General features: G+C 56.5%; 12 protein-coding genes and 1 pseudogene. 4 read left to right on the top strand and 9 right to left on the bottom strand.

Features of this window, described 5'->3' with window-relative positions; all coding sequences use genetic code 11:
• From ABI546_RS16110 to ABI546_RS16100, 3 genes are read right to left on the bottom strand one after another with little or no spacing between them, the layout of a single operon-like run.
• Positions 1-1,101 (bottom strand): type IV secretion system protein, encoded by a 1,101-nt coding sequence (locus ABI546_RS16110; RefSeq protein WP_348048054.1) that lies wholly within the window; start codon positions 1,099-1,101, stop codon positions 1-3.
• An 8-nt stretch (positions 1,102-1,109) separates the two neighbouring features.
• Positions 1,110-1,373, bottom strand: coding sequence for an EexN family lipoprotein (locus tag ABI546_RS16105; protein WP_348048052.1), 264 nt, complete (start codon positions 1,371-1,373; stop codon positions 1,110-1,112).
• On the bottom strand, positions 1,370-1,846 hold the full coding sequence (locus ABI546_RS16100) for a hypothetical protein (RefSeq protein ID WP_348048050.1): 477 nt from the start codon (positions 1,844-1,846) through the stop codon (positions 1,370-1,372). The genes ABI546_RS16105 and ABI546_RS16100 overlap by 4 nt, the downstream gene beginning before the upstream one ends.
• Before the next feature lie 655 nt (positions 1,847-2,501).
• Between ABI546_RS16100 and ABI546_RS16095 the strand changes: the two genes are divergently transcribed.
• Both ABI546_RS16095 and ABI546_RS16090 read left to right on the top strand, forming a co-directional pair.
• Positions 2,502-2,813, top strand: a complete 312-nt coding sequence (locus ABI546_RS16095) for a hypothetical protein (protein WP_348048048.1) — start codon at positions 2,502-2,504, stop codon at positions 2,811-2,813.
• Positions 2,814-3,437: 624 nt separating this feature from the next.
• Complete coding sequence (locus ABI546_RS16090) at positions 3,438-3,629, top strand: antitoxin VbhA family protein (RefSeq protein ID WP_348048046.1); 192 nt, start codon at positions 3,438-3,440, stop codon at positions 3,627-3,629.
• A 281-nt stretch (positions 3,630-3,910) separates the two neighbouring features.
• Here ABI546_RS16090 and ABI546_RS16085 read toward each other — a convergent pair.
• Positions 3,911-4,092, bottom strand: a pseudogene (locus tag ABI546_RS16085) (transposase domain-containing protein); the annotation flags it as partial.
• Between the two features lie 169 nt (positions 4,093-4,261).
• Here ABI546_RS16085 and ABI546_RS16080 point away from each other — a divergent pair.
• On the top strand, positions 4,262-4,384 hold the full coding sequence (locus ABI546_RS16080; protein WP_348048044.1) for a LysR family transcriptional regulator: 123 nt from the start codon (positions 4,262-4,264) through the stop codon (positions 4,382-4,384).
• Positions 4,381-4,725: a hypothetical protein gene (locus tag ABI546_RS16075; RefSeq protein ID WP_348048042.1), complete on the top strand. Its 345-nt coding sequence runs from the start codon at positions 4,381-4,383 to the stop codon at positions 4,723-4,725. The genes ABI546_RS16080 and ABI546_RS16075 overlap by 4 nt, the downstream gene beginning before the upstream one ends.
• Before the next feature lie 468 nt (positions 4,726-5,193).
• Here ABI546_RS16075 and ABI546_RS16070 read toward each other — a convergent pair whose 3' ends face one another.
• The 5 genes from ABI546_RS16070 to ABI546_RS16050 form a co-directional block, all read right to left on the bottom strand.
• On the bottom strand, positions 5,194-5,718 hold the full coding sequence (locus tag ABI546_RS16070) for a 2OG-Fe(II) oxygenase (protein WP_348048040.1): 525 nt from the start codon (positions 5,716-5,718) through the stop codon (positions 5,194-5,196).
• Positions 5,719-5,882: 164 nt separating this feature from the next.
• Positions 5,883-6,071 carry a hypothetical protein gene (locus ABI546_RS16065; RefSeq protein ID WP_348048038.1) on the bottom strand — a complete coding sequence of 63 codons (189 nt, stop codon included), beginning with the start codon at positions 6,069-6,071 and terminating at the stop codon, positions 5,883-5,885.
• Positions 6,072-6,086: 15 nt separating this feature from the next.
• Positions 6,087-8,399, bottom strand: coding sequence for a YcaO-like family protein (locus tag ABI546_RS16060; RefSeq protein ID WP_348048036.1), 2,313 nt, complete (start codon positions 8,397-8,399; stop codon positions 6,087-6,089).
• A 1-nt stretch (position 8,400) separates the two neighbouring features.
• Complete coding sequence (locus ABI546_RS16055; protein ID WP_348048034.1) at positions 8,401-9,408, bottom strand: hypothetical protein; 1,008 nt, start codon at positions 9,406-9,408, stop codon at positions 8,401-8,403.
• Between the two features lie 21 nt (positions 9,409-9,429).
• Complete coding sequence (locus ABI546_RS16050) at positions 9,430-22,731, bottom strand: putative Ig domain-containing protein (RefSeq protein WP_348048032.1); 13,302 nt, start codon at positions 22,729-22,731, stop codon at positions 9,430-9,432.
• Between the last annotated feature and the right edge of the window lie 573 nt (positions 22,732-23,304).

Here is a 23,304-nt window from a genome sequence, read left to right as displayed (position 1 = left end):
TTATTTCCCCTTTACGTCGCCGCCCGGTTGCTTTGCCCATGCCGACCCCAAGCGTTCCTTGATGGCCTCCCGATACGCGGGATTGCGTGCCCATACGCTGCGACCCATAGCAAGGTGTTCGGCTCGCCGCGCTGTAGTCTGGTGGCCGGTGCGAGGGTCAAGGCGGGTCGAAGCGGGATTTACCACGTTATGAGCAGCACCCACGGCACGGACCGGCGACATTGCGCCCGACGCAATTTGGCGCAGTGACAGCGCGGAGGTGGAAACGCCGCCGGCCAAGCCAGATGCCATGTTGCCCCCCTGCCTAGCAATCCAGCTCAGAATCAGGGTCAAGCCAAACACTTGAAGGCCGGCAATATAAGGGTTTTGTATGCCTTCACCCGTCAAATCAACGCCGCCGATAAAACCATTAAATGCGACGATGCCAAAAGACATGATGAGGGCAAGAATCACAATCGTGAAAATGTAATTCATCACCTGACTTAGCCATCTGTCGAAAAACTGCGAAGTCAGTGGGAACATTGCGCAAGCAACGAAGAACGGGCCAAGGGCGAACATCACGGCAAGAGAAAATTTCGCCACGATGATATTCACGCCCCCGACGATGGCAAATATCAAGGTTCCGATAGAAACGAAGATGGCAGTAATGAACCACGATGCCGCTGCGCCGATGTTCCATCCTGCATCGCTGGCTTGTTGCAAGGCGATAGAGGCCAATTGAGCGCCCTTGTTCACGACCTCATCAAGCGTTTGATATATGGTGGAGGGCGGCGCACCTGGAGCGGTGATTTTCAGAACGTCTGAGAGGCCAGCTTCAATACCGTTCAGCGTGCCCACGACTTGTTCGTGATACCCGTCCGCCGTGAAGGCGAAATAACCGATTAACAGAATCTTTGCCCATTGCTTCATGACCGTCCAAAACGGCGATTCCATCGAGCCAGTTGCAACCGCATAGCCAGACATCACGATGTATAGCGTGACGCCGGCAAGAACAGCCATTTGCAGCTTGAACATTAGTCCGTCAGCCGCTGGCACCATAAACGCATTGGTGGCGTTCGTGATCGTTTCACCAACGAAGGTGAATAATGTGAGCTCGTCCATAGCGTCACCTACCTCGTGAATTTTGGAGGGGTGGCCTTAATATTGAAATTTTGGCTGCCGAATATTGTTTGATCGTGTGCAGATTTGGCGTTTATGCAATTCGGAGTGCCGGCAATTTCGCCCGGACTGTTCTTGCATTTTTTGACCATTTCGATGCGTTCGGCGTCATGAGCTTTGTACCAATCAACGGTTTGAACGACTTCAACGGGCTGATCTTCTTTGCAGCCAGCCAACGCCATGAGCGCGACTAGGGCGATAGAGGGATTTTTCATTTGCTCACCTCGCGGACGGTTTCGGCGTCAATCAGCCGGCCATTTTTGGCTTCATGTTCGTGGACGTATTGCAGGGCATACGCCAGTTCGGCCGCATCGATGATGCGCAGCATGGCCACGAAACGTAAGGCACCTTCACGCGAGCCGGCCCAAGAGAGGGCGAGGCGTTCACCCGTGTTCTTGAGAAGGAGCAGGCACCCGCCGAGGCATGCTGCAGACATGAATGCCGCAAGGTAGGCATTTATCGGGGCAGTTTGGTGCGGTAGGGTGATGTCCGACCAAGCTCCCGCCGTGATCAATAGCGGCATGATGGCAAGAACGGCGGCCAGCAAATGGCCGTAGAACATCGTGGGAGCCCGGCGCGATACCTCGCGCATGAAGCCGAGCCGATCAATGCAGATCCACAAACGCCATATCGCCAGCAATATGAACGAGCAAAGCGCCACGATGGGCAGATGAATATAAGAAACCATGTTCGCCTCTCCTGAATAGGGAGGGACACCGGGCATTTCAGCCACTCTGCCAACGCGATTGGCAGTCTTGCCCACCTTCCGAGGGCGCACCCTTTACGGGCTATTACAACGTGTCTTCCCACGTCTCCATGCCGTTTTACGGCCATCAGCTCAGGCTTTCACTATGAGCGCCCTACCCCATCAGGGTGGAGGGTGGTGTAGAAGGTCGATGCCCCAGTTTGGGGTTAAAAACCGCGCCAGAACATGATGTTATGGCACTTGTTATTGTGCCACTTTGAAGTCGGTTGGTCGATGGTAGAAGGCATCCAGACCGTACGCAAAAAGCACCGCAGCAGTCCGACGCGCAAAGCGGAAAAGAAGACATCATGGGTTTGAAATTTGGTCATGACCAAATTTTGAGGGCGGCCGGGCATTTCCCGAATATTTGGTCATGACCAAATATTATGCAGTGTGGACTAGTGCAGGATAGGCGAACCGCCAGTGAACTACGCGCGTAAGCGTTTTTTCTAGCGATGGCCAGTCCACGAGGATTTGGTCATGACCAAATATCTGAATCGTGTGAGCTAATGCAGGATAGGCGAACCGCCGGTATGGTGTGCGCACACTACGCACTTTTTTCTTTTTCATTTCCCTTTGAATGATCCTTGGAATCGCTATGGAGAAACCAAGTCTTGCCATGAACGTTCACTTGGAGGCAGACCTGAAAGCCCGCTGGGTGGCTTACTGCGCGGGTTTGGGAAAGACGCCAGGCGCTGCCTTGAAAGAAACGATGGAGCAACAGTTAGAAAAGGCGAACAAAAAACCACCGCCGCCCTTTCGTCAGATCCCACAAGCGCTTGACAACGAACCCAAGGTTCGGTTCGAAATCCTGATGACCAAATCGGAAAAGGCGGTCGTGGAGGCGCGAGCCAACCTGAAGCGTTGTCGCAATGTCGGTGGATCATTGATGCGATCCGCGCCGGGCTAACCCATGAGCCGCATTTCAGCATGGGTGAAATCGAAGCTCTGGGCGACTCAAACTATCGGCTGCTCGCTATCGGCCGCAACCGCAATCAAGTAGCCAGGGCGATGAACCGGTCCGTCGCGATTTCGTTACCGTCGAATCAATCAAACGGCTCCGCGCGATCATCGCCACGCACACTAAGAAAGTCGGCAATGCTATTCGTGCCAGCCTTGATCGGTGGAACCTCGAATGAGCAGCTGACGACAGCTTACTATTTGGCCGATGTACAGCCTTCACCACCGGTGCGCCGCGTTTTGCCTGTTCATGCTCCTTTTTTCGCCTGTCGTAGACGAAGTTATCCACGGTGAAACTGGCTTGTGCGTTGCGCTGAATCTGTCTTGCGAGGTCCAATTTACCCGTTCAGCCCAGCCCTTATGACATTCGGTCGACGGCCGAAATCGAGATGATGAAGCAACGCACCGAAGTCACAAACGCGCTACAGGCGGTGTTCTGTGTCGCGTGCGATCAAGGGCGAGAGAACAAATATGGATGTGGGCGACGACGTGGAAATTAGCCGCGACTAACAGGGCGACTATGAGCCGAAGCAGTTCAGGTATATGGCCGTAGACGGAATGACGAAATGAGCCGATGAGTAAAGACACCGAAACAGCCGCGCCCATCACCGAGGCGGAGCGCCGCAAGCGTTTGGAGGCGGTCAACTTCGCCCGTGCGTCCGTGGGACTTGAAGGATTCAAGCTGTCCGAGGCTGACGAACAGCGGGCCGCCCGGTTTGTTGTCGGTGAAATCGACCTTTCAGAGTTCGTGAACCCAGAACGCTGAAACTGTCTTGCGCAGTGACAGCTTCGCAACTTGACCAGCGCGCAGCCATCACCAACGGTCGCCGAGTTTTGACTGTTTCGTTCGCGCGTTCGTCGTCAGTCGTAGCCCGTAGCCCGTAGCCCGTAGCCCGTAGCCCGTAGCCGAACCATCCTTTGACTGCAGCCTGAGACATAGACCATGGCGTCCATTTAAATTTGCTGAATATGAAGAATGAACATCAATACGCAGCAACGGCGTTGTCAGCGCAGTCTTCAAGGCTGATCCACGCCGATCGGGGCGATTCAGCAGCAGCATAAGCCCGTCGGGAGGCGCGTCAGAACATCTTTGAGATAAGCGTAAGGGTCATGTCTACTGAGCCGAGTATTTTGAATTAGGCTCATAACAGCCGCACCGCGTTGTCCCGCACGAAGTGTACCGGCGAACAGCCAGTTGTTACGCCCGATGGCTAACCCGGATAAGGTCGGAAGAACTGCAAGGCGGCCGATAGCGTGCGGCCTATGGGCGTCCCTTCATCGGTGTGGCCGTCTCATGAAAGGAATCTCGTGCTGGAGCGTCCCGCGCGGCAATGCGTTTTAGTATTAGGCAACTGCACCCAATTACAGGGTCCCTTTCTCTAATGACGTTGAAGCAAATTGAAGCTTTTACTGGGCAGCTTCAGCATCGCCGCGAACCGGCTGCACGTTACGCAATCCTCGCGTTCAAAACGGATCGTCGAGCTTGAGGAATCCGTCGGGGCCCAAACGCCCATGACGTGACGTTATTGGCCTTCGACGAGGAGGGCAAAGCGGTGCCCGCGCCAGGTGTGCCCCGATGGGACTACGTGCGCGTGAAGCGCACCGTAGAGCGCCTGAAACTCACCGAGCACCAAGCCTTGGCCGAGGAACGCAGGAAGGTCTGGCAAAAGACAGCCAAGTTGCTCGACAGGTATCAGAAGGCACTGTCGAAGGCGTCAACTTCTGCGGCAGCGCGCCAAGATGTCAAGACAACGGCCAGTGAGATCGCATCCCTGACGAAGCCGGAATCTGAACTTTCTGCCGTTGCGAAATGGTGCATCCGCTATAGCAACAAGCCGGCCCTGCAGCGGCTGATTGCCTGATCCAGCGAGAGCTTCCTATGCCTATTCATCATGCTATCTGGCGTATCGGCGATCAACCGGCGCCCTTGGTCCCCAGGTTCCGCTAGCGCGGTCGTTCATCTCACCCATCCGTCCGTCAGCAACCAGCCTGGAGCGGCCATCGCAGATCACAGCGCGCCAACCACGTCCGGACCACAAACCAACATTGAAAAGAAGCACGTCCGCAGTACAGTACAGGTACACAGATCAGTTTTCACCGATTTCGCAAAACTTCGCTAACCTACTGATCTGTAATTACTTTTTACTTCTTTAACCTTCGCTCAGCTTCGCACCGCTTACCCAGACAGAGCACTTCACACAGCGACTCAAAATCCCCCGCCGCAAGGCGTGCCGGTTCGATTCCGGCCCCGGGCACCACATCCCGAAAAGCCGGACGGTTTCAGACCGATCCGGCTTTTTTCTTTTTGGCCCGCTCCACCTGCGCGGCCGTCAAAGGCCATTGATTCCGGTTTGGCCATCAAGTCGCCAGAACTTGAACACCAGGACGCGCCTGTCACTGGGGCAAATCTTCGAGACGGACCGGCCTACGTGTTTGGGGTCGCCTTCGGCAATCACCACGCGACCACTTTTGGGCATAACACCCACTGTGATTTCATCGTCCTCGTCAAAGAACAGCGTCTCGCCGGCCCAGGCGATGTCCCATTTCTTGTTGCAATACACCAGTGCCGTCACGTGATCGGGACGGTATTCCTCTTCCACGATGTCCTGATGCACCTGCCCTTCTGTGCCATAGGTATTGGCGGTCAGCATGCACTCATACAGCCTCACCGGATAACCCAATGCATTCTTGATCCGGTTCCAGCATTCAGTGACAACCTGCAGGGTGTCATCCAGCGCCAGTAACCGGGGCTCCACATCCTCGGTAAAGGGTTTTTCCGCGAAAACAATCGGGTAGTACCAATGCAGATCGAGTTCATGCGCCTTGAAGCGCTCCGACCGGTTCAGAAAGTGCACGGGTATCCAAGAAACCGTTTCGATCAACCGCTCTTTGAAATCAACGGGAAGCAGGTCGTCGTGGACCCTGACATTCGATCCTAAAAGCATACATAAGCCCTGGAATAAGCAAAACGGCAAGGCTTGGCGAGAAGCCCATCACGGTAATCGCCAAGCTCGCGTGACTAGCGCTCGATGTTGTCGCCGCCGCCACCGCAGCCCAATGGCAAACCGATCTTATGCGGCAGACGGACGCGCTGCACTGCACTCCATTTGCTGTGTGTACTCAACGTGTTGCCAACAGGATTGATTTCCTGCTCGCGACCGGGAACTCCCTTGGCGTTTTGTGGTTTGGGTGTTTGTGGTTTTTTCATGAAATCTCCTGTGGGTTAAGGGAAGGGATGCGGGAATTTTGATCCAGGATGGAAACGAGGAGCCATTCCCAAAGGCTCTCGTTGGTAACCGAAAGAGATAGGCAGCAAACCCGGGACCAGCACTTTCACAACTGAAAGTGGTGTTCTCCCCTGGTCCATAAAACAATGCTCGGGTGTGATGTCAACCATCAGCGGGCTGATGTTCCGGGCTGCGAAGCGGGCTGTTAACTGGTCTGCTGTCTTGAATCTGAAAGGCGTGATGCGATCCTCTGAAGGAGCACCTTCGGGAAACAACACGCGATCTGCGCGACGAAAGTAACGTTTGAGGCCGTAAAGCTCAAAGTGATGGTCTGTTGTGACAACCTCGGCCGGATGGTTTATTTGAGGTTGATGGCCATGAATCCATGCATAGACCCGCGCTTCGGTCTCATCCAGCGCGCCGCTTAGCGCTGCCTTGAAATCAGGATTGGCCGCAGTCCCCATCGTCGTGAAATGAAGCGCCTCGTGTTGTGCAGCAACCAGGCAAACATGGGCCCACGGGGAATAGAGCCTTTGCACCACAATTTTGCAACCGGCATCCTTCAGGGTTTGAATGCGGCTGCGAATGCTGGCGTCGAGCCTCGTCGGACTTACGACAAGGCCCGGCGCCTGTTTCAGCCAGTGCGCCATAAAGGCATCGCGCTCCACGACCTCCAGGAGTGCCCTGTAAGTGGCATCTTCAAGCGAAGTGCTGGCGGCACAGCCAGATGAAGTGACCTGCGAAATAGGCCGACGTCCACGCGCTTTGACATGCGGGGCCAGGCTCGTGCGAGAGAAAACCAGCTCCGCAAGGACTTGTACGGCCCGCCCCGACCGCAAATCAACTCCCGCTGTCCACAGGTGCGGCACTGCCGGGTTAAACCGTTCATAAGGAAATTCCGGATCCGCGTGTTGCTTGTCGGTGTATTTCACAAACTGCGTCGGGTCAATGGCGTGGGGGAGCGAGTCAAGGCGCGCCCAGCTAAGCTTGCGCGGCTCCCGGAAACCTTCACGCTCCACGGCCTCCGCGGCCGCCTTGCGAAACGCAATCCATGGATCAGCATCCCTGCCCCACGTATAGGGCCGGCTGTCATCAGGTGTAATGACCTTGGCACGCGCCAGATGAAATGGCATGGCAAAGCGTGCCGAGTCGCCATCGACCCACGCGAAGTTCAGATTGGGAGAACGATCAATCAGACCGACCTGCTCAGGTGTGGGCTTGGCACCAAATATGGCCGAACCCAACACCAGTTCGCCTTGCAAACGGCACATGCTGCTGACGATACTCTCGTAGTAGCCGCCAATCGTTGCCAAGCCCAATTCAAGCCGTGCCGCACTCAGGCCTGCGTTGTGTAGGGCGGCACCGGCTTCCATGAAAAGATATTGCAAAGACCGGTTGCGGTACCGCATCGCAGCGACCTGCGGATCCGCAGCCAGGAAGATGGCTCCCGTGGCATAGGTCAGCTCCCAGGGTTTTGAAAAAGCCCGTGGAATCAGCTGGTGGCCTTCTCCCAAAAACTCCAACGCAACGGCGTGTTCATCGGGGTAAGACACGCGATAGACGCCAGGTTTGTATCGCTCCACAGTTTTCTGCAGCACAACAAAAACCTGCACAAGCTGCATCCCGCCAGCCGAGGCTATGGTTCGTTTTGGTGTGACATAGCCCACCCGTTCATGTTTGACACTGACCACGCCGGCTACCGACCAAAGCAAGCCCAGCAGTGCAAGCCCGGAAACTTCCTTCTCGGCAAAGGTATACGTGGACACTCTGTCAGCAAAAAACTCCTGGAGCGGAACCGCTGCGACCTTGCGGGTGCCCGGCGGAAGTGCCGACCGTGCTTTCTCCTTGTTCCAGAGAAATCTTCGGCATATCTGATTGGTGACTGCCGACTCTGCCGACAACCCAAAAGGGCTTCCCTGGAACGCGTAGCGCGCCGCATGGGCGCTTGCGAGATTTGAGTCAATCAACGCCCCTTGCTCCATCAAAAAATCAAGGAACTGGCCGAACTCCACCGCATCAAAACCCGCCGGCAAACGCTTCAGTATTTCGCGCACAGTACGGGTGCCATCGCAAAGCCTGAACACCTGCACAAGCATGGCCTTTGGCGCCTGCACTTCTACGTCTTGCGTGGCACTGCGAACCACAAGCAGTGTTCCCTCCAGGCGGCAAGCCCCAGCCAGCATCGGAGACAAGCGGTCAGGATCCAAAAAACTCGCCTTGACATCCGCCGGAACGGCATCATTCAGAATACTGTTGACCGCCAGCGATACGGGCCTTCGGGAGGGCGATAAGGGTGCCAATTTCGACATGTCAAGATTTCTTGTCCGCCCCAAACAGCGACAAAAAGACGAGCGGATATCCCTCGGGCGGAAGCATAGGGTTTGAGTTGATCTCCAGCCACCACACCTTGCCAGCCTCGTCGACCACACCGTCAATCGCATAAAGCACCGGCGCCTTGAAGCGGCGAAAGCTTTCCTGCGCAGCTTTCACGCCAATCGCGTCAATCTGCTGCCTGACCTGCGCATTGACTCGGCCCAGATCGTTGTCCGATTCCGCGCTGGGTGAGGTGGAGGCGTAGTGGCGGCCGTAGCGAAAGTCGATCCAGACTTCGCGACCCGCATCGGGAACGTCCGTGGGCAGAACTTGTTGAAAGGCAAGTGAAGAAAGTACGTTCCCATTGCCTCCATCCGCGCCAAGCGTTTGCCCCGCGCGCGCCAGGCGCGCCTCAATCAGCGCCAGCGCCGTGTGCACACCATCGCCGATCACGGTTGGATAGGCATGAACATGCGCATAAAAAGCCGTCGGCCCCCAGAACCATACCTTGAGGTTGGTGCCGACTATGAACTGCTCGGCAAAATCAACGCCCCGATTCTGGCTTTCTGGTCCGGCATATTTCACAGCCGGTACTTCAGCGGCATTGCGATACGGTCCCAATATCTGATAGCCGAACGACCCTGTCGATCGCTTCACCAGGAAACCGCCCTCTGCGTCGGCGATGGAAGGCCATGTGGCCGGGAAACCGAGCCCCGCTTTTTTTAGAAACTCCTTGAACACCAGCTTGTCCTGCGCGAAATCCCAGCGCAGGATGTCATAAGGCAACCAGCCGATAAACCCCGTGACGTTTTTAGCCAGTTCCGTCGAATAGGCCATTTGCCCGTTGTTGTTCAGCAGGAATCTGGGTTTAAGTGTGTAGTAGCGATTGCGCAGTTTCACTTCAAGATTAAAGGTTCTGACGTCCAGGTCGACCTGGGCGTCAGAACTGTCGGCCCAGGCTTTGAGAGCCCGGAAATGGTTCAGGGTTACGGGAATGTAGGACATTGATAAACAGGTTAGCTGCGATTACTGCCAGTTGGCGGCAATCACTGGCGCAAGCGCGGTTGAATAGTTGGAAGGCAGCGTGGTTTCCCCGGCCGCTGGCGGAGAGAAAGCCGCCATCGCACTCACCAGGTTCTGCACCTGGCTGGCCAACAACGTCTTGCCTCCGTCAGTGGTCTTGAACTCCTCCACCCTGTATTGCGCGCCCAGGTACCAGTTCGAAATGATGAATTTGTCGCCTGTCCCTACGATACTGGCCTCCAGGTCGTTGTTGACCTGGCGGAACCAGATTTGGTCCACGGCTACTGAAGGCATGAACTTCACCACGTCATTGTTACCCGCAGTGTTGTCGTTCTCCTGGATAGTGTCGGTATTCGCCCCTCTGCCCAGCAGATAGGTATCGCTACCGCCGCCTCCAGCCAACACATTATTGGCGCTGTTACCAGCCAGCACGTTGTTCAAGGCGTTGCCCGTTCCGTTGATGGCCGCACTGCCAGTCAGCGTCAGGTTCTCCTGGTTCACGCCCAGCGTATAGCTGATGGAGGCATTGACCGTGTCCACACCGCCCGAGTCCGACACCACCGTCTGCGCCACCACGTTGGGCACCCAGTAGGTTTGCGGGACCATCACCGATACCCACTCAGGTGTGTACATCGGGTTCCCGTATTCGTCATAGCCCTGAGCTGAGAGGTAAACCACGCTACCTTCGTTGTAGTAGTAGTACCGGTAGTAACCCTGGTCGGTGTAGGTGGTTGTGTAGTGCCCCTGGTCCACATAGGTTGTTGTGCTGGTGGTCTCCACCACGCTGTCGCCAGCGTTATCCACCACATAGATGTCGTCGCCTGCGCCTCCGTTGAGCACATCCGCTCCCGCCCCGCCGTCCAGCAGGTCGTTGCCTATGCCTGCGTTGAGTGTGTCGTTGCCGTCCAGCCCATACATCAGGTCTCGCCCCGTCGTGCCCGTCATTGTTTCGGCAGAAGTTGTACCGTTGATTACGTTGGCGATATCAAGCGAGAAACCCGCCAGCACAGAAGCTCCAGCAGCGTCAGTCGCCTTGATTGCCAGGCTCATGATGCCGGCCGCTGTATCTGGGGGTGTTCCGGACAGCGTGCGCGTTGCTGCGTTGAATGTCAGCCATGACGGCAAGGCGGCTCCACCGGCCAGCGTTGCACTCAGAACCAAACTGTCGCCGACATCCACATCGCTAAACGTACCGACAGGCAATACATAACTGAATGCCTGGGTTTCGTTGGCTTGCTGGTTCTGCAATGGCGTTACGACCGTAGGCGCATCATTGGTATTGGTCACCGTCACGTTGAACACGCTGCTGATCGCTGCCCCTGCCATGTCGGTGACGGTAACCTGGAGCGCCACTGTGCCAACATGGGCATTCAGCGGCGTACCGCTAAATGTGCGGGTCGCCGCATTAAAAATCAGCCACGAAGGCAGCGCGGCACCGTTAGCCAGGCTGGCGCTGTACGTAAGGACGTCACCCACATCGACATCGCCAAACGCACCCGCCGGCACGGCATAGCTGAAAGCCTGGTCCTCATTCACCTGCTGGTTCTGCAAAGCAAGGAGCACCGTCGGCGCGTCGTTGGTGTTGGCCACCGTCACGTTGAAAGTGCTGCTGACCGCCGCTCCTGCCGTGTCAGTAGCGATGACCTTGAGCGCCAGTGTGCCGACATTGGCATTCAGCGGCGCACCGCTGAATGTGCGGGTCGCCGCATTGAAAGTCAGCCACGAAGGCAGCGCGGCACCATTGACCAGGCTGGCGCTATAAGTGAGGACATCACCCGCATCCACATCGCCAAACGTCCCCACCGGCATGACAAAGCTGAAAGCCTGGTCTTCAATCGCTTGCTGGTTCTGCAAGGTGGCCAGGACCGTTGGCGCGTCATTGGTGTTGGTCACCGTCACGTTGACAGTTCCGCTGACAGTCTCTCCCTGCGTGTCGGTCGCTGTCACCTTCAAAGCCAGCAGACCTACATTGGCATTCAGGGGCGTTCCGCTGAAGGTACGGGTCGCGGCATTAAAGCTCAACCAGCCTGGCAGCGCACTGCCGTCCGCCAGACGGGCGCTGTAGCTCAGCACATCGCCTGCGTCCAGGTCTGCAAAGGTGCCCGCGGGCAGCGTGTAGCTCCACACGGCGTCTTCTGCTGCGCTCTGATTGGCCGGGGCCGCAAAGGTCGGTGCTCGGTTGCTCATCAGCAGCAGGTCGTTGGCTGTCCAGACAGTTCCATCGGCAAACTCAACCCGCTCAATCCGTTTGCCGCTGGCCACATCCCAGTCAATCAGCACCTGGTCCGAGGCGCTCAAGCTCAGCACCATCTGGGTGGCTGTGCGGGTCACCGTCACGTCGCCGGCAACAATCCCTGCCTGCATGCTGAGTGTGTCCATGTTGTTGGCGGTGGTGTCAGCGTCGGAGACCGTATCCCGGCCATAGCCGCGGGCATAGATATAACGGTCGTTGCCTTGCCCACCGATCAACAGGTCGTCGCCAGCACCGCCATCGAGCGTGTCGGCACCGGCGCCACTATCGAGCGTGTTATTTGCAACATTGCCGGTCAGCACGTTGTTCAAGGCATTGCCTGTGCCGTTGATGGCCCCACTGCCAGTCAGCGTCAGGTTCTCCTGGTTCACACCCAGCGCATAGTTGACAGAAGCATTGACCGTGTCCACGCCACCCGAGTCCGACACCACTGTCTGTGCCACTACGTTCGGCACCCAGTAGGTATACGGAACCATCACGGACACCCACTGAGGGGTGTACAGCGGATTCCCATACTCGTCATAATTTTGGTTTGAGGTGTAGTAGGGGACTCCACTTTCGTCGACGCCAACGTAGTACCGGTAGTAGCCCTGGTCGGTGTAAGCGGTCGCGTAGTGCCCCTGGTCCACATAGGTCGTCGTGCTGGTGGTTTCCACCACGCTGTCGCCAGCGTTGTCTATGACATAGATGTCGTCGCCTGCGCCTCCGTTGAGCACATCCGCACCCGTCCCGCCGTCCAGCAGGTCGTTGCCAGTGCCAGCATTAAGCGTGTCGTTGCCGTCCAGCCCATACATCAGGTCTCGCCCCGCAGTGCCCGTCAGTGTCTCCGCTGCGGCCGTGCCGGTCATCATGTTGCCGATATCCAGTGAAAACCCGGTCAGTACAAACGCACCCGAACTATCCGTAGCTCTCACTGAAATCTTTACCGTCTCGTCTGCATTCGCTGGCGGCGTTCCAGAAAAAGTACGGGTCGCTGCGTCGAAGGTCAGCCATGAAGGCAGCGGCCCGCCATTTGATCGCGTCGCCTCCAGCGTCAAAGCGTCCCCGACATCGACGTCCGCAAAAGTGTTGCTCGGCAACACATACACAAACGCCTGGTTCTTGCCCACTTGCTCATTAACCAGCGCCGCGGCTGTCGGAGCGTCATTGGTGTTGGTCACCAGGAACTGCACCAGCGTGCTGCTGACCGCTCCGTAGGAATCCTTGACGTATAAGCGAACTTCAAAAGCGGCGACGTCTCCATTCTGCGGAAGGCCGCTGAACTTGCCGGTGATCGGGTCAAGGGTCAACCAGGAAGGCAGCACGCCTCCATTGCCAAGCCTGGCCCAATAAGTCAACGACGGAGAATTGGTCGTAAACCAGGTACCCGGCGAAGTGTCTTCAAACAACAGGTCTTCCGTCGCGATCCGGAAATATCCGGGCGCCGCAGAAAGCGGCGCCGGGTTAGGCACAATTCTGGACATCACCGCGGCCTGGTCCCAATTGGTCCCATCCGCAAAACACACAGACTCCACGCCGATACCACCGCCAGCCACGCGCTGGATGGCCAAGCGGTTGGTGCCATCGACCAGGTTCAGGTAAACATAATTTGCATCTGCGCTGACCCAAACGTCGCTAACGGAGACACCGGCCAGGAACTGAACCCTGTCGGTGCCAGCCCCGGCTTCTGCGTTTTCAACAAGCGTGTCATGGCCGCTGCCAAAGCCAAACAGATAGACATCGTCACCTGCCCCACCCGACAGAATGTTGTCGGCGCTATTGCCGGAAAGCACGTTGGCAAGGCTGTTACCTGTTGCGTTCACGGTCAGGTGGCCGGTCAGCGTCAGGTTTTCGAGGTTGTCACCGAGCGTCCAGTTGCCGGCTGAAAAGACCGTGTCCATCCCTTCATCGGCCTTTTCAACCACAATGTCCAGAGCGTCAACGATGTAGCGGTCATTACCCGAACCGCCAATGAGGCGATCTGCACCGGCCTGCCCATCAAGCAGGTCGTTGCCCGCATCACCCCAGATATATTCGCTATACGCCGAGCCAATGAGCGCATCGTCGGCAGCCGTACCTTGAATCATCGACGCTACCGTCATCAGCGTAGATGTCGAAACACCCGCCAGATCAGTAGCAGTAACGCGAAGTTGCAACGGAGCGGAGATTTGCTCCGCGGTGGGGTTCGCAAAAAGCGTGCGCGTCGCGCTGTCATAAGTGAGCCAGGGAGGCAGGGGGGAGCCATCTGCGACGGACACGCTCAACCGCAAAACATCCCCGAGATCCTGATCTGTAAAGAGGTTTTGCGGCATGACAAAACTATTGGCCACACCAGCGGTCATGCCTATCGTGGGCACAGGTCCGGTCAGGTACGGCGCATCGTTGATGCCCGTGACCACGATCTTGAAACGGGTGTCTGCCGTGGCATTCGCCTCATCTGCGGCCGTGAGCTTGACTTCAACAGTCCCTACATTTCCCCCACCCGGGGTGCCGTAAAAACGCATCGCTTGCGCGTCAAAATGCAGCCAGTCCGGCAGTGGGGAACCATCAGCCAGCGTGGCACTGAAATGAAGCTGGTCGCGCACATCCTTGTCAATAAAGAAGTTGGGCGCAATATCAAGGGCGAACAACTGATCTTCATCGGCGAACTGAATCGGAACCCTCCCATATTCCACCGGCGCCTGATTAAACTGGGCAACGCTCAGCGTCATCACACCCGCGCTTACCGCGTTACCTGCGTCCGTACCCACTACCTTAAGCGTCCACTCGCCGGTCTGCCCCTCCGAAGGGGAACCACTCAAAGTACGTGTTACCGCGTCAAAGTGCAGCCAGGCAGGAAGCGGCTGGCCGCTGGCTAGCATTACCGTGTAATGCGTGCCCGCGCCCAGATTGGAGAACAGCGCCTCCGGCAAGACATAGCGATAAGACTGCCCCGTCAAGACCTTCTGGTCGCGCAAAGCACCGCTGAACTCCGGCGTTCCGGCGCGCATCGCGGCGGCCTGCAGTTGCTGTTCCTGCTGCGCCAACGCTTGCGCGTCCGTCACAGCGATGACCTCAGCGTCCTGTCCCGATACGGGTGGAGTGGTTCCAGATATCTCGTCGGGATCTTCAATGCCCAGTTGCACGTCGCCTGCTTGCAACATGCGCCCGTCTGTCATTTCAGCCCGGGTATAGCCTCTTACCAGCACGTCTTCGCCGTATCTGCGGTTCAAGACATTGGCATTGAGATAAAGCGCTTTCAACCCGGCTTCAGCCAGCGTCTGTAGCTCTCCCGCATCGCTCACGCCGTTGCCGTTCAGGTCGCGCCACAGCTTGAACTCCGCCCATTTGGCGTCCGAGCTGTCAAATTTCCCGTCCTGGTTGGTATCAAATTCAGGCCGGGCCAGGCTTTGCAGATCGGTGCGCGCAGGGTCCTGCGGGTTCACGTGCGACCAGAACTCAACTTCATCAGCCAGATTGATCTGGTTGTCGTGGTTGTGATCCCAAGCCAGAATGCCTTCATTTGCACCTATCCATGCAACATGCTGCGCAACGCCATCACCGTCCCGGTCGACCGTTACCTGGCTCTCATCAATATCCAGAAACTCCAGCCCGTCCCCACCCAGGTCAATCACGACCGGGTCATAGCCCTGGATGAAGAAATTCACGGAGCGAAAGTTAAATCCGCCTTGTGAATCGGTAATCCGGAAGGTTGCAGAATCACTGGCACTCTGCCCAACCCGAAACATCGGAACACTGAAGTAATTCGCCGGAGCGGCCACCTCCCTCCAACCACCCTCCCCCAATTGGTAGACGGTACCGTTTTCATCAATGTAGGTATCAAAAACATACGCAGAAGTTACCCCTTGCTGTACTGAGCCCCACAATGGATTTCTCTCGACCGACACAGTAGAGTTCGCCCCGTCTTCCACATCGTAAGTGTCAAGACGGTAGTAAGCAGATATCCCAACTGGGCCAAAGAAGCCCGGTGAGTTAATCACTACTACATTGGCCGTCGGCAGGTCATTCACCGCAACCACATTGCCATACGCCCTTTGGGAAACCTGTGCGCCATGGCCATCGCTGACGGTGAAGTCGAAGGTAATCGCCCCGTTGTAATTCAGCGGCGCCAAAATACCGACGCGATTGTTGGCCGCGTCGTTCACGATATTGACCACCCGCCCGTCGAGGGTACGCCCGTTGATAGCACCGACGATACTCAGCGCGTCCCCTTCCGCGTCACTGGAGCCCGACAGCAGGCTGCCGTACGAGATATAGCTCCACGCCTGCAGGCCCGGGTCGTTGTAGCCGCCATCTTCCAGCATCTGGAAACCCACCGCATTGACGATGGGCGCGTCGTTCAGCGCCTGGATTCCCACGTCCAGCCGCTCGTAGGCGCTGTACACCCCGTTCGAATCCTGCACCCGTACGTCAAACTGGCGCGTGCCGTTGGCATTCGCCTTGGCCTTGAACACAATTTCCTGCGTCTGCGCATCAAAGCGGATGGTGTCGCCGCTGTTGACAGCCATCAGGTTGGTGGTGTCTACCGTGATGGCGTCGCCATCCACATCCACAAACATCTGCTTGAGCGCTGATAGCGAGATGCGTACTTCCTGGTCTTCCTGGCCGGACTTAGCCAGATGGCTGCCCGCCACAAAAACCGGCGCATCGTTGACGTTGTTAAAGCTCATCGTCACGACCGCGACGGATTCAGCGCCCTGCGCGTCTTGCACCACGTAGTCAAAATGCGCGGCACCGGTAAAGTTGGCACCGGGCGTGAAGGTAAACGTGTCTCCGGTTCTCTCGAGTGTTCCACCCACGGCATTCCGGGCCTCTACCAGACTGATGCCGGCGGTCCCATCTTCCGCATCCAGCACCCCTGCGAGCAGCTGACTGACCGTGATATTGAGTGGGGTTTCTTCCGTGCCCTGGAAAGCGCGGTTGAGCAGGGTTGGGGCGTCGTTGACGGCCGCGATATTGACCTTGGCCACTGCTTGCGACAAACCACCCGCGCCGTCGCTGACGGTGTAGCGGAAACTGGCTTCGCCCGAATAATTGGACGTCGGCGTAAAAACAATGTGTCCGCCTTCGAGCGACACCGTGCCGTTGACGGCCTGATCGACCGCCACCACCATCAGGTGTTGCTGCTCGCCACGCTGAATGTCTGCGTCTTCATCATTGGCCAACAACAAGTCCGCGTCTATGACGAGTTTTTCGTCTTCGTTGCTGGTAATGACTTCGCCAAAGGCCCGTGGTCCGTCGTTGACAGCGCCTACCTCCACCTCGGCCTTGCCAACGGTTGAAAGCCCGGTGTCGTCGGTCACCGTGTATTCGAACGTGGCTGTGCCATTGAAGTTTTCATCGGGCACAAAAATGATCTGACCCGCACTGTCCATAAACGCCTGGCCGTGGGCTGCACTGCCCACCGCCGTGATACGCAGCGGCGCAGCGCCGGCCTGGGCATTGAAATCAGGGTCAAAGTCATTGGCAAGCAGCAAGGCTGCATCAATCAGCAGATTGGTGTCTTCCTTGGCGTTGCGGATCACCTCGCTCACCACCGTAGGCGCGTCGTCTACTGCCGTGAGCTTGATCTTGATGACGGCTACAGCGCTGGCGCCACGCGAGTCTTGCACGATGTATTCGATCGTGTCGGTCACACCATACAAATCTGTCGGCGGCTTGTAGCTGATCTGGCCGTTGGCCAGCAGCTCGGCACGACCCATGCCCACACGGCCTATGCCGATGATGGTGAGCGTATCGCCTTCAAGGTCGGTATCGTTCGCCAGCAAGGTGGCTGCATCAAGAAGCAAGGGCACATCTTCCTGCGCCTGAATGGTTTCGCCCAACAGTGTCGGGGCGTCATTCACTTCCACCAGGTTGAAGTTGATGCGCCGCTCCATCACCTGGCCCTGGCCATCCATGACCGCGTAGCTAAAGCCCGCTTCGGTGCCGGAGTAATTGGCATCGGCAATAAAGCGGATGCGACCGGTGACGTCGTCTACCTCGACATAGCCGTGGCGCACTTCACGCACGCCCAGCAGGCGCACAGTCGTGTAAGGCGTGGCGCCGGCAATCAGTGTGCGGGCTTCCTGCTCAAGCTGCTCATAGCCAAAAGCAAACTGCTCGTCCTCCTTACCAGCCACAGTGACGGCACCCAGGGATGAAGTCGGCGAAGCTGTGGTGTAGACCTGTATGGTTTGTGCGGGAGCACCTGGCGTGGCAGCGTTGCTGGCAATTACCGCCTGCTGCGTGACCAAGCCGCCCAGTTGTGCACCCTTGACCACGTAGTCCAAGGTATACACATCAGAAGACAACACCCACTGCTGCGGGTTGGGCGGAGCCGGTGGACCTGCCGTGGCCGTGTCACTCGTGACCTCGCCGGTCGTCACGTGATGGCTCAGCGCCCACTGGTCGTTAAAGGCAGGTGTGTCGGTGCTCGGGCCCGCCCACACCGGCGGGCTGAAATGAGCCGTACCGAACACGTCGGCGCCGCCCACAGTCGACGCCGCGTGGAAGGTGAAGCGCATCTGCTCGAGCCGATGACGCACATTCTGGTCCACCCAGACATCGCTGTCGCCAATGTAAATTGCCATGCCACTGGCACCGATGTTCTCGCCGCCCGCACGCAGGCTCTTGACCACATCCATAAAACTCGCGGACTGCGTGTTGAGGCCATAGCGCACGGCCATGGCCTCCAGCTCGGTGCGGCGGGCTGCAGTGATATTGGTGTTCTGCAGCTCCAGCAGGGCACTCATGTCTTGCACCAGCGTGATGTAGTTTTCACGCAAGCCGTTTTCATGCAGGATGCTCACATTCTGGGTGGCCTGGTCCACCACCACTGCAATGCCTTCCGTCTGCGCCTGCAGGCCTACATCGCTGGCCTGCGCATCGGTTCCGTCGGCCAGCCGCAGCTTGAAGGTCGTCAAGTCAATCGACTGCACGGCGCTACCGGCCAGTGCATCCATGGCCGCCTGCCCCGCCGCGTCTAGCCGCGCGCGCAACGCCACCATGTCCACGCCCGGGTGGCGCATTTGCAAGTCATAGATTTCCATGCTGCCGGCACTGCCGTCGCCGTTCAGGTCAATCCACAGGCGAAGCAGCTTGTACACCGGGTCGGCCGCATCAATCTTGCCGTCGTTGTTGCTGTCGTAATACTTGAGGCTGGCGAGCCCGCGCTGGTCAAACGGCGTACTGATCCCGTTGAACAATTCGCTGGCCGTGTCGATCAAGCCATTGCCGTCACGGTCAATGCCCAGCATGGCCTCTGTGGGTGCGATCCATTCAGTCGCTTCACGGAAACCATCATTGTCCGCGTCAAACCGGGCCACACCATCATTTAGCAGGCTGTCGTAGTCTTGCTTGACGATGGCGGGCAATGCCGTCTTGGTAACACCGTCCCCGCCCAAGTCAACCGCAATGACTTTGAGCCACTGACGTGAGGCATTTTCAATAGCGGCTGCGCGCAACGCTGGGTCAACAATGTTGGCATCAACAATGTGCGCCGCCAGCTGCGGGTCGCTGGGGTGTTGCGCTTCAAAGGCAACCAATGCGGCAGTGGCGGCAGCCATTTGGGCTTCGGCTGCGCTAACTGCGCCAGCCGCATTGGCCGTGCCTTGCTCCACATTTCCTGTAACCTCGCCCACGGCCACCCAACTGCCAAGCGCAAGGCTGGTTTCTTTTGCACTTTCCAGCGCGGCGTTAGCACTGGAAAGCACTTGCTCCAAGGCATGGCGCTGCTGCTCTACGGGGCTGATAGCCGACAGCCACTGGGCTTCGGTTTTCCAATTAGCTTCGTCGGCGCCAAATTTGGCTGTTAGATGATTGACCTGCCATTGACTAACTATGGCTTCGGGAAAAACCAATGCCTCCGCATAGTGCTTGACGATATCTTGCCTTGCGATGCCGTTATAGATACTTCGGCCAGTCTGAGGATGCGTCTGTTCCAGCAAGAAGAAGAAATTGCTGACGCCGTTGTCCGTCTTGCTGGGCCAGCTCTGGATGCTAACTTTTGGCATGCGACTGGCAACCAGCGCCAAGGCCAAGTCCGGATCAGTGTTGCCGTTGTTAGCTTCAGTCACCTGCTGGTTTAGTTTTTCCAGCAGCGCATCCATCTTGGCAGCAAGAATTTCGGTGCCCCCATTGCCTGCGTTCACAATTTCATACCCCAAGCTGCCATCAGCAAGACGCTTGAAAACGGCCTGCCCAAACGGAGGAGGAGGCGGCGGCTCCTCTTCATCTGCAAATATGCCGTCAATAATGATCACGGCAGCAATCCAGATGATCAGAGTGGTTACATCCATTGGAATGAATGCCCCCGCACCGCCAGCACTTACGGTCGCGCCACCACCAGCGACGGCTCCACCGGTGATCGTGGTTGTCGAACCGGCCAGAAACGCAGCACCATTAATGGCATTGGCGGCCGCAAACGCAGCTGACCCGTAATGACCGCTGTCGATCATGTCGCCCAAGTTCGCCAAATTGGCAATACTTAGAACCGCGCCAATTGAGTTAAGAACGCCAAGAGAAGAAGTGTCAAGAAACCCTTCTGGAGCCCCTGTTACCCTAATGACTAGATCATTGGAATTTCTGAGCAGGCCGACCGCACTGCCGATCTGGGTAAGTGCGTTATCTGATTTCAGACCCTGCAAAGCCCCAAGAATCCCCGCGACCTCCGTTGCCCCACCCAGAAAGCTGTCTAGTTGTCCAGGGGCAGCCAGGGAGTCGCTTCTTGAGAAAGCGAGCGCCATCTTCCCACCGGCAAGCAACATGCCGACCTTGTCTTTGGCACGTGCGGCATTAAGAAAGTCCGCCGCGCCACCGTACATGCTGTCAGTGATTCTTTGTTTTTTAATACTGTCGTCAAGATTGTTCCATCCATCCCCAGCTCTGACGAGAATCGTGTCTCTCGTTTCAGCATTCGGACCTGTACCTACTGTTGAACGCAGGATCACCTCACCAGTCAAGTGGTTCGTGATCTCGTCAAGAAAACTCAAGCCATCGGGATCATGAAAAGTTTGGCGACGCGTAGTGACTAGAGCAAGTCCGCTTGGGCCTCGCTCGACAATCTTTTGACTCCCATCGGGCTGAGTCTCAGACATACGGGTAAAGTTGATGCCGCCTTGGGCGTTGTATCCAACCTCCAATTTATGCAGCTGTTGCCCATCTGCACCAAATACGGTGCTGATGTTGCTGTGGCTAAGAAAAGCGCCCGCGGCGTCATAGAGCCTGGCTTCAGTGGTCGCAGTTTGGGTGTTGTCTGTATTTTGATTCGTAGAGGTGTCAATAACTGAGCCATTAGCAAGAAGCTGAGTTTGCTTTGTGCTAAGAAGCAGGCCCTGCTCATTACGGATGCTGGATAAAAAAGTCCCATTTCCCAGCGTTATGCTGCGCTGCGTAAGGCCGTTTCCGAGGTCGGTAACTACTATCTCTGGAGAAGCCCAGTTATTTGCGGCCACGGCAGCAGGGTTAGCACCTGCCAGAAGCAATTCAACACCGGAACCTATGGGCTTATCAAATACAAAACCAATCGCGCGCAAATCTGTGGAATCCAGATCAGACGTAGCGGCATCCACCAGGGTACCGTTGATACTTTTAATCTCGTTAGCTCTGAATGCTTCCTGCGCCGCGTTATAGGTCGCATCAAAAGCAACAACAGCGCCATTAACAGCAGTAGTCGCGTCGTAGCTGCCTGTATTGTTTAACCTGAACGTGCTGAGATTTCTGATGTCTGCATTGAGTGTCTCCTGAAAACCTAGACTCTCAAAAACAACATCTCCCGCCAAATTGGTAGTCTTCTGGCGCACTACATATCCTGCATCACCATCAGCTTTACGTTCATAGATGGTGAACCCACCGCTCGAATTACTGTTAGGCACTACCATGTAGTACTCGCCACTGGCAGAGTTCTGATTAATACTCGCGCCACCGCCGAAGTGATAGGTGACGGATCCATCAGAAAGCTTTTGCGGGATGTATATAACCTGACCCGCTTTGACATTGTTGATGTTGGTGATATCGGGGTTGTTAGCAATCACATCTTGAAGAGTGATGAGATTGCCACGACTTCTCTCTACTGCAACGATATCAAGTACACCACCGCTCCATTGTTTTCCACTTGCATCAACGATGGGGCCGGTCAAAGCAGCGACGTGCGAGTTGCTCCCTGCCGTGAGTACAAAATTATTCGAACTTGGACGTAGTGGCTCAATAGGAGGCGCAATTGCTGCAGGAACGGTGCTTGCTGCACCCTCAATCGCTTTAGCTATGAGATTTGTGGCGGACAACCCAGCGGCCGCATCCATGATGGCGGCGCCATCGCCCGAGCCCATCGGATCTGAGTACGGTCCGATATCAACACCGGCTAGACGCTGCGCAGCATTTATCACCACCGTTTTTACTTTTGCTACGCCTTCAACGCCCAAGTACGCGCCACCGAGCATTCCCGCAAGGGTAACCACCCCATGCGCGGCAGTGCCCACAACCGGCACAGCCTCCAACCACCAAAAATAAGCGCCAGTAGCTAGTCCACCGGCTGCACCGCCAGCGAGTGCTCCGCCAAAAGTGAAACCCCAGTCCGCGATGATGCCAATCGCCTTGCTGTTATCACCTTCGTTGACGGCGGTTTGCGCGTCGCGAACGGCTAGCAGTCCGCTAATAGCAGCTGCGGCCGCACCCGCATGACCAGCAGCTTTATTTAAGCCCGCTACACCCCACTCCAAGAGAGCGGCTGTTTCGGCGACTGTGCCCACACGAGCAAGTTCGTGAACACTGGCTTCTACGTGTCTCCATCCTTCAGCGATAGGTTTTATGTCGTCGCCAGTTAGCGTGGGAAGTAGTTCAATAACTCTTGGATTAAGCACATCCGCCGGAAAGGCAGTTCCTTTGTAAGACGTACCTTCGAATATAGAGGTGGTGTCGTAAACCAGTTTTCCACCGCTCTCCCCTACTTTCAGCTCCCTCAATATCTCAAGTGACGTAGCAGAAATGGCCTTGTTAACCTCGTCAAGCGAGCCTGTCGCCCTTAAGATTTCAGTGAATACTTCTTTAGGATGCCTATTGATGGTGTTTACGGTTGAATCATTGAGTAGTTCAAACAACTCCCGTTGAGTCAGAATCCGGTCAGGCTTAGCCAATGGGGAAACTGTTATCACGTCGCCTGTAGTCGCGCGTCCAAACCGAGCAGAGGTGTCCCCCCATACACCATCGACTTTCTCTAAGAATATATTTCCTTCAGTTTCCCTGTTCCGCAGAATATCCGATACAGAATCACCAGTAATGGATGAAATTGCTTCTAAAAATTGGGGCGAATTATTAAAGTCTGCACTATATGTATGACGAATAGTTCGAATATTTTCGCCTTGCTTTAGCAATTCATCTACTAAGTAGCCACCACTCAAACTCTCCCCGCCCGTAGGCGAAGGAATGAGGCGCCCGCCAAATAGCACGGTTACTCGCCCGGCGGCTCCACCTCGACTGTCGTCCACTGAGACGCTGTTGGCTAAAGCCCGTAAGTTAACCAGCGTGCGATACCTCTCCGGGTGAAGCCTCAGAAGATCAAGCGCTTCCGTATCCGTAAGACCATTCATAGTCCCGCTCCCAATCAAAATAAACTTCAACTAACGAGGCTGTAAATAAACCCGGTTTGCACGCACAGCCTCTTGGCTGTCGTA

The organism is Polaromonas sp., from assembly GCF_039932935.1.
GTDB lineage: Bacteria > Pseudomonadota > Gammaproteobacteria > Burkholderiales > Burkholderiaceae_C > Polaromonas.
Note: the sequence above shows the minus strand (reverse complement) of the source record. Positions and strands in the feature narration are given on the sequence as shown.